At 58.1% G+C, this 10,283-nt stretch carries 11 protein-coding genes; 1 reads left to right on the forward strand and 10 read right to left on the reverse strand.

Going from position 1 to position 10,283, the window contains the following annotated elements:
• Positions 1 to 192: 192 nt before the first annotated feature.
• The 10 genes from ABLU86_RS17540 to dagR all read right to left on the reverse strand — a co-directional run bounded on the left by ABLU86_RS17540 (position 193) and on the right by dagR (position 9,606).
• Positions 193 to 711 carry a FidL-like protein gene (locus ABLU86_RS17540; protein ID WP_020079726.1) on the reverse strand — a complete coding sequence of 173 codons (519 nt, stop codon included), beginning with the start codon at positions 709 to 711 and terminating at the stop codon, positions 193 to 195.
• Positions 708 to 1,511 carry a winged helix-turn-helix domain-containing protein gene (locus tag ABLU86_RS17545; protein ID WP_015704262.1) on the reverse strand — a complete coding sequence of 268 codons (804 nt, stop codon included), beginning with the start codon at positions 1,509 to 1,511 and terminating at the stop codon, positions 708 to 710. Before ABLU86_RS17545 ends, ABLU86_RS17540 begins: the two co-directional genes overlap by 4 nt.
• Positions 1,512 to 1,532: 21 nt before the next feature.
• Positions 1,533 to 2,117, reverse strand: coding sequence for a TetR/AcrR family transcriptional regulator (locus ABLU86_RS17550; protein WP_015704263.1), 585 nt, complete (start codon positions 2,115 to 2,117; stop codon positions 1,533 to 1,535).
• A gap of 166 nt (positions 2,118 to 2,283) precedes the next feature.
• Entirely contained in the window at positions 2,284 to 3,030 is a 747-nt protein-coding gene (locus ABLU86_RS17555) for a 2-dehydro-3-deoxy-phosphogluconate aldolase (protein ID WP_020079725.1), read from the reverse strand.
• A complete protein-coding gene (locus ABLU86_RS17560) occupies positions 3,017 to 4,126 on the reverse strand; it encodes a DgaE family pyridoxal phosphate-dependent ammonia lyase (RefSeq protein ID WP_020079724.1) in 1,110 nt (369 codons plus the stop codon). The genes ABLU86_RS17555 and ABLU86_RS17560 overlap by 14 nt, the downstream gene beginning before the upstream one ends.
• 3 nt (positions 4,127 to 4,129) lie before the next feature.
• Positions 4,130 to 4,990 (reverse strand): PTS system mannose/fructose/sorbose family transporter subunit IID, encoded by an 861-nt coding sequence (locus tag ABLU86_RS17565; protein ID WP_162182316.1) that lies wholly within the window; start codon positions 4,988 to 4,990, stop codon positions 4,130 to 4,132.
• Entirely contained in the window at positions 4,987 to 5,736 is a 750-nt protein-coding gene (locus ABLU86_RS17570; protein WP_015368463.1) for a PTS sugar transporter subunit IIC, read from the reverse strand. The genes ABLU86_RS17565 and ABLU86_RS17570 overlap by 4 nt, the downstream gene beginning before the upstream one ends.
• A 24-nt stretch (positions 5,737 to 5,760) precedes the next feature.
• On the reverse strand, positions 5,761 to 6,246 hold the full coding sequence (locus ABLU86_RS17575) for a PTS system mannose/fructose/N-acetylgalactosamine-transporter subunit IIB (RefSeq protein ID WP_015368462.1): 486 nt from the start codon (positions 6,244 to 6,246) through the stop codon (positions 5,761 to 5,763).
• A gap of 10 nt (positions 6,247 to 6,256) precedes the next feature.
• The gene (locus ABLU86_RS17580) at positions 6,257 to 6,685 is read right to left on the reverse strand and encodes a PTS fructose transporter subunit IIA (protein ID WP_045379940.1); all 429 of its coding nucleotides are present in this window, start codon (positions 6,683 to 6,685) and stop codon (positions 6,257 to 6,259) included.
• Between the two features lie 119 nt (positions 6,686 to 6,804).
• Entirely contained in the window at positions 6,805 to 9,606 is a 2,802-nt protein-coding gene (gene dagR, locus ABLU86_RS17585; protein ID WP_032709783.1) for a transcriptional regulator DagR, read from the reverse strand.
• Between the two features lie 177 nt (positions 9,607 to 9,783).
• On the opposite strand from dagR, the gene fosA reads away from it, so the two are divergent.
• Entirely contained in the window at positions 9,784 to 10,206 is a 423-nt protein-coding gene (gene fosA, locus ABLU86_RS17590) for a FosA5 family fosfomycin resistance glutathione transferase (protein ID WP_101706020.1), read from the forward strand.
• Positions 10,207 to 10,283 lie beyond the last annotated feature (77 nt).

The raw sequence follows: 10,283 nt of genomic DNA on the forward strand, positions 1-10,283 counted from the left end.
AGATGAATGTTAATAAGATGCTAATTACTTGCCAGCGGTTAGTAATATAGCCATGGGATAATTGTGGGTATGCTCATGTTTTGGCGTCGAAGCTAAATGCAAAACGTGCGCTTTTAGCATCGTGGAAAGAGGGGGCAATAATGGCGCGTGAGCGAGGGCGCATTTTCCTCGCGGCGGTTCAGGGGGGACGGGTTAGTTAAGCGTGCTGCCGGACTTCAGCGTGCAGATGTAGAGCGGCGAGTTGATAGAACTCAGCAGGATAGCTTTGTCGTTAAGCTTCTGCGCGTTGAGGAACAGGCCATCGTGGCTGTCGGACATCTCGCGCATGAAGTAGTCGAAGATGACATTCGGCGATTCGTCGATGGATGAGGCGCTGGATTCCCATTTTTTAATGCGGTAGTGGCGTTCGGTTGCCGAGATGCGTTGGCTGGTGTAGCTGAATTTGACGTAGCGCTGCAGGTAGAGCCAGCCGGCGGCGGAATCGGTATAGCCTTCCACCACCATCGAACCGTTGCCGTTGGCGGCAAAATTAAAATGAATATTGCCGTTCACATTCTCTTTTTCCATGTTCTCAAAACGCATGATTGCTTTGGTGGAACAGCTCATCACGCCGTCGTTGGCATCCGGCAGCAGGCGCCAGGCGCTAAAACCGGCGGCGGCGATAAACGCGATGGCGGAAAGGGCGAAAAAGGGGCGGGGCGCGAGTCTCATTGCGGCTTCCAGGAGTAGTAAAAGTAGTTATCGCAATAGCTAAATGGGTTGTCTTCGTGCATCGCGCAGTGGGCGAGAAATACCCGGCCCAGGCCGTTAGTCTCCAGCCGGTCGCCGTAGAAGAAAACGAAACGCTCCCCCGGCTTGCAGCTGAGCTTCAGCCGCTGACGCACCTCATCAAAATTCTTACCGTAGGCCGTGGCGGAAACCGAACGCAGCATTTCATCGCTGGCCAGCAGTTCGCACTGGCTGTGGCTCATCAGCGTCAGATTGATTGGCCGGGCGACGTGGGTGCCGGCGAGACTAAATGCCACCAGCAGCAGGGCGATGAGCAGCAGACAGCCGCCGGCCAGATACCAGCACATACCGCGCGCATGTAGAGAAGCGGCGGGCGGCGTCGGCGCCGCAGCGGGGGCGGCTTCATCAGGCGTAGCGCATGTGAGAACGGCATCGGCGGGCGTCGGCTCGGCATCGAGCAGTTCGATGCTGAGATCCTGATTCAGCTGCAGCATGCCGCGCGACACGGTGACAATAATGTTATCGATATCGTAGTGGCGAAAGGTTTTGCGCAGCATGCTCAGGTATTGATTGAGATTGCTGTTGGATGAGGTTAAGCCGTTATCGTCCCAGACCTTTTTCAACACTTCATCGCGACTGACAACGCCGGTATGGCGAAGAAAAAAATAGAGCAGCGCGTTGGCGGTAATGGATAGCTGGCTATCCGGCTCATTGCCGCCCGGTAATGTTAGGGTGCCGTCCGTTGCGTCATAAATGAGACGGGCATTGATGTTGTAGCGCATCGCGGCCTCACTCTACTCGCTTCACGCGGGAAGCGTCATTTTTGTCAGATCGTTTACCAGCGCCTGGCGGTGTTCGCTGCTCATGGTGCGCCCTTCGGTCAGTTCCGATAACCAGATGCCGTCGGCGGCATAGCGCACCAGCGTGCCGGTCGGGCCGTTATCGAGCGCATCGCCCTGCGCCAGATGATCCAGCATCCAGTCGCGCCAGCACTTTCGCAGCACCGGTTCGTCGGGCATCGCCAGAGACAGCACCATCAGTTGCCGGCTTTCGTGGGTATCCGTCAGCTCCGGGTTGGACAGATAGCGCAAATAGGCGCGGGTAAAGCGCCCGTAAGCGATGTTATCGGCGGCCATCAGCTCGCTAATCGCCTTTTCCATAATCGCCAACAGCCGGGCGAACAGGGCGAAAATTAGCGCCTGTTTATTGGGAAAATGGTGCATGAGCCCGCCTTTGCTGACGCCAGCTTCGCGGGCGACGGCGTTCAGCGACAGGGCGGCGATACCGTCCCGGCCGGCAATCATCGCCGCCGATTCAAGCAGTTGACGATGCAAACGGACGGGGTCTTTTTTACGATGCTGGGCTTCCATGTTCATGGCCCGGATCATACCGACCAGACGGTATGATTATTCTTGATCGCTATCAATATGAGAGGGCGCTTTGCACGGCGGGATGCGGTTATTGCGTGGAGGCTCACAGATTGACAGTGACCTTCAGCAGATCAGGCAGTTAGTGCGTGCGGTAATAGTGGCCTACACCGCACGCGCGGGGGGATTAATCGACCAGTTCCTTGACGATGTTCATCAGAGCATGGACATCTTGCGGGCGGGTATTGCCGCTTTGCGGATCGATAATGGAGCTGTACACGTGTGGCATGATCTGCGCGACGCCGGCCTGCAGGCAGGTTTGCAGAATCAGCGCAAAGTTATCGAGATCGATGCCCCCGGTGGGCTCAATCAGCGTCATACCGTTTTCTGCCGCGCTTTGGGCGAGCGCTTTCAGCTCCGCCAGCGACTTTTCGCCCCCCATCGGGAAAAATTTAGCCGCGTGCGCGCCCATATCCTGCATCATTCTGACCGCCGCATCGCAGGAAACCTGGGCCGGGATGCCCTTGGCGCTGCGCACGCCGGTGGAGATACGTACTTCACCGGGCGTGCCGCTGGGGCTGACCAGCGCATTAATAAAGGTTTGCTGGCCTCCGGTCGCCGCCAGCGCCCCGGCGGCAAAGCCGCTGCCGGTGAAGGTCTGGTTGACGTGAGCGGGGTGGAGCTTTGCGGCGATCATTGCCGCTTTGTAAAACTGCGCCGGATCGCCGGCGCCGAGACCGACGGAAATAGAAGGCACTTCCGCCATCCAGCGGCGCACTTCTGCAATGCCTTGTTCGACGCTGGTAAATTGCGCTGAGAGTACGCCAATCACCGCGTGTCCTTCAGCGGCGTCATAGATTTCCCGGGCGTTGGCGATATCCTTCGCCAGCACGTTAATCGCCACCCGCTGGCGATAAAAGTTAATCCGCTGCATGCTGCGTAATCTCCTGTAAGCGCGCGACGATGAGCGACATTTCTCCTTCGCCGACGGTGCGGGGGTCAAGGCTAAAATGGCCCTCATGCAGATAGTAGCGGCGGGCGTAAATAGCGATATCGCCGCCGCGTAGCTGAGCTTCAACCTCACGGGCGCTGAGTCCCAGTTCATTGGCGTCGACGCTGACCCGAATGCGCCAGATGGCGCGACCGGCTTCATCCTGCTCGATATCGGCGCACAGGCCGGGTAGCGCGGAAATCGCCTCGGCGAATGGACGCAGCGCGGCGGCGTCAGGCGCCGGCGCCGCTGTCCGGTAACGGTCCAGCGCGTAGACGAGACCGACCATATTCTCTTTGCCGATTTTCATCGCCCGCGCGATACCGTGGTGCTGGGCTTTACAGGCGGCGATCCAGGTGCGCTTGCCGCTAATAAAGCCTGAGGTTGGAGCATTAAAAGCTTTCGCCCCGCTGTAGATAACCATGTCCGCGCCGCTGGCAACCCACTGGCGCAAGTCTTCTTCGGCGGCGGCGTCGACGATCAGCGGCAGATTATGCTGGCGGGCAACCTGCACGAAATCGTCAATACCGAGCATGCCTTTCTGCACGCAGTGGTGCGATTTCACATACAGAAGCGCCGCCGTGCGTGCGTTCACCGCGCTCTCCAGCTGCCAGCGTGCCGCCAGATTGCTGGAGCCGACTTCGACAATGCGCCCGCCGCCGAGGCGGATGGCGCTGGTGATTGGCGCGCCGTAATCGACATTATGCCCGCGCAGTATCACTATCTCGTTCGGCCACTGGCTGCTGTCCGGCATCTGCGCCACCTTTTCCGGCTCGCCGCGGGTGATCGCCGCCGCGACGGCGATAGCGATACCGGCGGAGGCGCAGGAGGTGATATAGCTGTCTTCCGCGCCGGTGTGGGCGGAAATCAGCTCGCCCGCACGGTCGGTTAATTTATCGATTTCGACGAAGGCCCCCGCCGCCTGCGCGGTGGCCTGCATCACTTGCGGGTCGACGGCGGACACGCCGAGGATGGTCATTTTACCGCAGGCGTTAATCACCCGTTTTAAGCCCAGTTGCTGGTATATATTGCCGTTCATGATTTACAGCACTCCCAACAGCGAGCAGACGATGCTGATAGCAACGATTGACAGTAAAATGGTGGTGTAGCGCGGCCCTTTTTTCAGTAAGTAGAAATAGATAGCGAACACCGCCGCCAGCGGCAGCAGGCCGGGGGCAATCGAGTCGAGGATCTGCTGGACCACCACTTCCGAGCCTTTAAGCGCGCTGATTTTCAGCGGGGTGGTGATTTTGACGTAGCTTGCCGACAGCGCGCCCATCATGATGAGACCCAGCACGTTGGCGCCGTAAATCAATTCTTTAATTCGCCCCCCTTGCAGCAGGCCGATAATGGAGTCACGGCCCAGGGTGTAGCCTTTATGCACCAGTCCGTAGCTTATCGCCATGGTGATTGCCGGGTAGAGGATCAGCGGGGCGATCCCGCCGAACGCGCTGCCGCTGGCGGCGAAGGGGATGAAAATGGCAATCAGCAACGGCATCACCGCGGCCCAGATAATCGAGTCGCCCATCCCGGCCAGCGGCCCCATCAGGCCGGTTTTGATCCCGGTGATTGAAGCATCGCTGATCGGCTCGCCGCGGGTTTTCTGCTCTTCCATAGCGATAGAGATACCCTGGATAACCGAGCCGAAAGTTTGTTCCGAGTTAAAGAAGTTCAGGTGGCGTTTGAGCGCCTCGGTCTGCTCCTCTTTTTCCGGGTACAGCTTTTTGATGATGGGCGTCATTGAGGCGCAGAAAATCAGGCTCTGCAGACGTTCGTAGGAGCTGGATACTTCCGCCCCCAGCCAGTAAATCAGCCAGGCTTTGGTGATATCGGCTTTGCTCAGCGCCTGGGTTTCGCGGGCGCGTTCAACCAGTTCATGTTCCATTACATCGCTACTCATCATGCAGCTCCTTCATTTTTGGCCAGGCCTTTAATCAGGAAGGCGACGCAGGTACCGAAAATCGCCATCGCCATGATGTCCACCTTCAGGTAGAGCACCGCGAAAAATCCGCCGATAAACCACGGCAGCAGGCTCTTTTTGCCGATCACCATGATGGTGATGGCAAAGCCCAGCGCCGGCAGGATACCGCCCATAATTTCAAAGGAGTGGGTCAGCCAGTGCGGCATCAGTTTGAGGAATTTTTCCACTACGCTTTGGCCAAAGTAGTTGGCGGCGAAGACCACCGGGAAGCGCAGCACCAGCCCCAGCAGCGCCGGATAGATAAAGGCGCAGCGCATGATGCCCGCCATGTTGGCGCTTTCGGCGTGTTTGTCGGCCATATGCACCCACGCGGCGTTGAGCGTGCGGCGCAGCTGATCGAGGAATACCCCGATGACGCCAAACGGGATTGCCAGCGCGATCGCTAGGTTGGGCTCCATCCCGGCCTTCACGGCGATCGGAATGGCGATACAGGCGGCCAGCGCCGGGTCCGACGGCACGTTGCCGCCAGGCGTGGAGGTCACTCCAAGATAGACCAGCTGCATACCCGCGCCGATGATCATCGCGGTTTTCATATCGCCCAGCAGCAGGCCGACGAATACGGCGATCACCACGGGCTGCAGCAACATGGCGGAGAAGGTATAGCCTAAACGTAAGCGGGCGAACCAGTAATACAACCCCATCAGGCTCGCAAAGAGTAAGGTATCCATAGTTTTTACCTTTTTATCAACTGGTTAGAATTTTTTCAGGATGTCGTCCAGTGACTGTGGTTTATCTTCCGGGATGGTCTGAAAGAACACCTGAATGCCGCTATCTTTCAGAGCGCCGAGGATGCCGACGTCTTTTTCATCAAGGGTGATGTTCTGGAACACGGCCTTGCGGTTCGGCCCGCCGCCCAGCCCGCCAACCTGAATAGTCTGCACGTCAAAGCCCAACTGGACAGCTTCCTGAACGGCCGACAGCGACGGGAACAGCACCAGCACATTGCCATCGCCGAGCTGATTCTCTTTCCAGGCGGCGGCGAAGCTGGCGTTGCCGTAACAGTCGACTTTGATGTTCGGCGGCGCGGCCATTAAATAGATATTTTTCATAAACGGATCGGCATCCAGCTCGTCGCTGACCACGGCGATACGATTGGCCTGCGACTGGCCGACCCATTTGGTGACGACCTGACCGTGGATCAGACGGCTATCGATACGACATAAAACGATTTTTGCCATGATGGGCTCCTTAAGAGGTTAACTGGTTCACGTGGGCGACAACGTCGCGGCAGCTGCTGCGTCCGGCTTCGACCAGCGCATTGACGTAGCCGGTGAGCGGGCCCTGCTCGCGCAGATCCAATGCCTCCAACAGCAGCGAGGCGTTGAGCCCGCAGACGACGGCGATGGGATAATCCGCGCTCAAGCGCGCGGCGACGTTGGAGGTGGTGCCGCCGAGAAAATCGGTCAAAATCAGCGATCCTGCCGGCATCGCCTGCACGGCCGCTTCGACGCGCTGATAAAACTCGCCGAGGGTATCGACCGGCATAAGCGCGATTTCGCTGACGCCGGCGATTTCGCCGGTCACCATGCGCAGACTGTCGCAAAGTTGCGTGCCCCAGCCGCCGTGCGTCAGCAGCAGAATCTGGGGTAACTGGGTGGTAGGTTCAGTGGATGACAAAGTGGCCTCCTGGCGCCGAATCGTTGACGCACTAATAAGAGCAAAGCGCGTGCCACAATTTGTGTCATCTACCAAAGAGGAAAAGGCTGGCGGGCCGCAAAGCCGCGCCAGAACAGGCGTTAACTAAATAATAATTCGTAGATATAAATGTACTCGGCATCGGATAAACGGATGGCATAGGCCTCTTCAACCGGATGGAAAGCCGATTTGATGACACTAAATGCCTGAGCGTCCATATCCGGCCGCGTTTCCAGCGCCATCTGTAACGGTTTACGGTTAATCACGATACGCTCGACCATACAGCAGCAGTGGATCAGAAAGCGTAGTGTCACCTGGCGGTTAGGCGCGATGGCCAACGCGTTCCTGAGATGGTTCAGGATCCCTTCCATTTCTTTTAATATGCGCTGCGGATTGAGCACCGAAATATGGTTGATAATGCTTTCCATGGTCAGGGCGCTGATAAACCGTGAAGCGCTGCGCTCCATCTCCAGACGACGTTCACTGCTGGACAAATCGGGGGTCAGCAGGCTGAGCACCAGCTCCGGTCCCTGCTCGGAAAACAGCTCCTCCAGCGAGATAAACGGGATATCGGGCAGCCCCGGCTGGAATGTCCCGACAATACCCGCCAGCCGTTCATGCGCCCTGATCGCCTGCTGCAGGCGCTCCGGGCTGCGAACTTCGTTGTAATCGAGGATAACCATCCGGGTATCCTGCGACATCAGCTCGCCAAAGCTCTCCTCCAGCACCTTTTTGATTTTTTCCGCCGTGCCCATGCCGGTAATGCAGGAGATAACCAGCACCTTGCCGGCGTTCTCCTGCTGCGGCGTGCATAGCTGGCTGGCGATACCTTTTTCCTGCATCAGATTGACCAACCGCGGCAGGTCGCCGGTTTCGTAGCTGAGATCGAGACCGATCTCCAGTAGGCTGGTCAGGGTGATATTCGGCATCAGCAGGACATCGATCTGGAACAGTTTGCTGATGGTGCTACCGAAATGAACCAGCGATCCGATGTCTACCATCAGGATCAGCCGCTGCCAGCCTTTGCTGTGGATCAACTGGATCAGCTTTTCCAGCGTATCGTGCACCGATTGTTCGAACGGCATGTCGATAGCGTTGAACAATTCGCGCTCCAGCACCCGATTGACGTACTGCGCCATGCTGGTGGCCGTGGTGGCGCCATGGGCTATGAGGATCGCCCCGCAGTCCGGGCTGGCGCTGATGCGCTGGCGGTAATGGCGGCACTCTTTGAGGAACAGGCACAGCCAGACCACCTCGGTGGCCGGGCACTGGATATGCAGCAGGTCGTTGATCTTCTTGCACAACAGAGTGGCATTATCGTATTCATCTTTGCAGCGATCGAGGATCAGGCTCGAAGAGTATAACTGCGGGATCAGGCCGCGTTGTACGTAGCTGATGAGAGCGAGAAAGTGTTTACGCAGCGGGTTGACCAGGTTTTCCGGTAGGGCGAAGCCGAGTACCTGCTCAACGTAACCGATCAGCAGATCCACCCGCTCTTCAATCCGATCGCCATAGCGCGGGGCATGGCTGGCGTTATCGCGGCTATAGAGGCCATATTCAAAAATCGAGCTGAGCTTATTTTTAAGGATCGCCAGCGTCTCGGCGGGCGGCACGTTGCTGTTGCGCAGGTTAACGTACTCGCGAGTCAGGAAGCTGTAGAACAGGTCGCTCTCCTCGACGCTGTCATCGGCCGCTGAACTTTTCAACTGCGGAAGAGTACGGGCATCGATGTTTAGCAGGGGACGGCCGTTAAACAGCGCATCGACCAGCTGTCGTTGCTCCGGCGTGGCATTGATCGGGCCGTCCGCCAGTTTGCTATCCAGTAGCAATACTTCGTTATGGGCCGCCATCCCCGAGGCCCATGCCTGGGCGCACAAAAACTGGATATCGCTTTTGAGCTGGCCGATATTGCCCTCTAGCGGCTTATTCAGCAGCCATAGCAGCAAGGTTTTATCGATACTCACCGTGCGTTCGATCTTGCGGCTTTCACGCTGTAAAAAGCCGATGATCAGTTCAATCTGCTCCTCAACCGAACGCTGGCGGATACCTGGCAAATCGATAGCCACCTGGATACGCCGCTGGAAGGTACGTAAGAGCGATGAGCTGACGGGCTCGGTGGTGGCGCAAATCAGACGTACGGCGATATTGCGCGCCGGGCCGCTGGCGCCGAGCGGGCGATATTCGCCTTTATCCAGCAGCGAGAAGAGCTTTTCCTGCCCTTCATAGGGCAGGCGATGCACTTCATCCAGCAGCAGATAGCCGCCGTCGGCCTGTTCGATCAGCCCGCTTTTGTTTTCCGTCGCCCCGGTAAAGGCGCCCTGGCGGTGGCCAAAGAGATGCGATGACAGCAGTTCCGGGTTGTTGGCGTATTCTGCGCAGTTGAAGTAGACCAGAGGCGGCCGTTTTTCACCGGCATGCTCGCAGGCGTAGCGGTGCATCAGCTCGGCAAAAAAGGTTTTACCCACGCCGGAGGGGCCGGTCAGCAGGACGTGCAGGCCGTGGGGATACAGCACCGCGGCTTTACCCTTTTCCACGGCATCGTGCAGGCTGCGATCGTGGCCGATCAGCATGGCGAACGGGTCGACAGCCTCATTGTTATCTTGTGGCTGCGGCAGGAGATCGGCGAGTGTTGCCGGCTCGCGTTCGCTTTCCGTCAGCGTACGGTCGAGCAGCGTTTCCGTCGTCCGGCGATGTAAAAAGAACACCGGGCGGCCGCGCGTTTTAATCACCAGCCCGTCGCTCCATAGCTGATTGAGATCTTTACTCACCGAGTTGCGCGCCAGCCCGAGGTTAAAGCCGATTTGCTCTGCGGTGAAGGCGTTCGAGCCCCTGGCTAAATCCTCCAGCGTCACGGCCTGGCTCAGCCTCTCCAGCTCCCGCAGTACTATCTCAATACGTCTCATCTCGTTACCGGGTTGTTCAATGTCGATAGTTGAGAACATACACTATTACGCGGCGTCAGAAAGAGACCGGGGGCGAAGTTGCCGGTCTTAGCGGCCAGCAGGATGTCCTTTCGCTGCCACAATGGTGGTTTAGGGTGGGATTGGGTATGGTTAGCGCATCTCACCGGAGGAACAGATATGTTGAGCGGATTAAATCATCTGACCCTGGCGGTCAGCCAGCTGGCGCCGAGCGTGGCGTTTTATCATCAGCTACTCGGCATGACGCTGCACGCGCGCTGGGATAGCGGTGCGTATCTTTCCTGCGGCGATCTGTGGCTGTGCCTGTCGCTGGATCCGCAGCGGCGCGTCACTCCGCCGGAGGAGAGCGACTACACCCATTATGCGTTTAGCATCAGCGAGGCCGATTTTGCCGGCTTTGCCGCCCGTCTTGAGGTCGCTGGCGTAGCGGTATGGAAGCTAAACCGTAGCGAAGGCGAATCGCACTATTTCCTCGACCCCGACGGCCACAAGCTGGAATTGCACGTCGGCAGCCTCGCCCAGCGCCTGGCCGCCTGCCGCGAGCAGCCGTATAAGGGGATGGTGTTTATTGAGGGTGAGTAAGTGGCAGCTGTGAACCAGTAGCCCCGCTAAGCGCAGCGCTAGCGGGGAAATACTCAGGGGCGTGGGGGCCCCCAAAA

Origin of the sequence: Klebsiella sp. JN_Kp121, from assembly GCF_040062145.1 — a bacterium.
Taxonomy (GTDB): Bacteria; Pseudomonadota; Gammaproteobacteria; order Enterobacterales; family Enterobacteriaceae; genus Klebsiella; species Klebsiella aerogenes.

What these genes read in the sequence shown, in the direction of transcription:
- ABLU86_RS17540 (WP_020079726.1), bottom strand. Translation starts at nt 711, where the DNA reads ATGAGACTCGCGCCCCGCCCCTTTTTCGCCCTTTCCGCCATCGCGTTT.
- ABLU86_RS17555 (WP_020079725.1), bottom strand. Translation starts at nt 3,030, where the DNA reads ATGCAGCGGATTAACTTTTATCGCCAGCGGGTGGCGATTAACGTGCTG.
- ABLU86_RS17565 (WP_162182316.1), bottom strand. Translation starts at nt 4,990, where the DNA reads ATGATGAGTAGCGATGTAATGGAACATGAACTGGTTGAACGCGCCCGC.
- ABLU86_RS17575 (WP_015368462.1), bottom strand. Translation starts at nt 6,246, where the DNA reads ATGGCAAAAATCGTTTTATGTCGTATCGATAGCCGTCTGATCCACGGT.
- ABLU86_RS17545 (WP_015704262.1), bottom strand. Translation starts at nt 1,511, where the DNA reads ATGCGCTACAACATCAATGCCCGTCTCATTTATGACGCAACGGACGGC.
- ABLU86_RS17550 (WP_015704263.1), bottom strand. Translation starts at nt 2,117, where the DNA reads ATGATCCGGGCCATGAACATGGAAGCCCAGCATCGTAAAAAAGACCCC.
- fosA (WP_101706020.1), top strand. Translation starts at nt 9,784, where the DNA reads ATGTTGAGCGGATTAAATCATCTGACCCTGGCGGTCAGCCAGCTGGCG.
- ABLU86_RS17560 (WP_020079724.1), bottom strand. Translation starts at nt 4,126, where the DNA reads ATGAACGGCAATATATACCAGCAACTGGGCTTAAAACGGGTGATTAAC.
- dagR (WP_032709783.1), bottom strand. Translation starts at nt 9,606, where the DNA reads ATGAGACGTATTGAGATAGTACTGCGGGAGCTGGAGAGGCTGAGCCAG.
- ABLU86_RS17570 (WP_015368463.1), bottom strand. Translation starts at nt 5,736, where the DNA reads ATGGATACCTTACTCTTTGCGAGCCTGATGGGGTTGTATTACTGGTTC.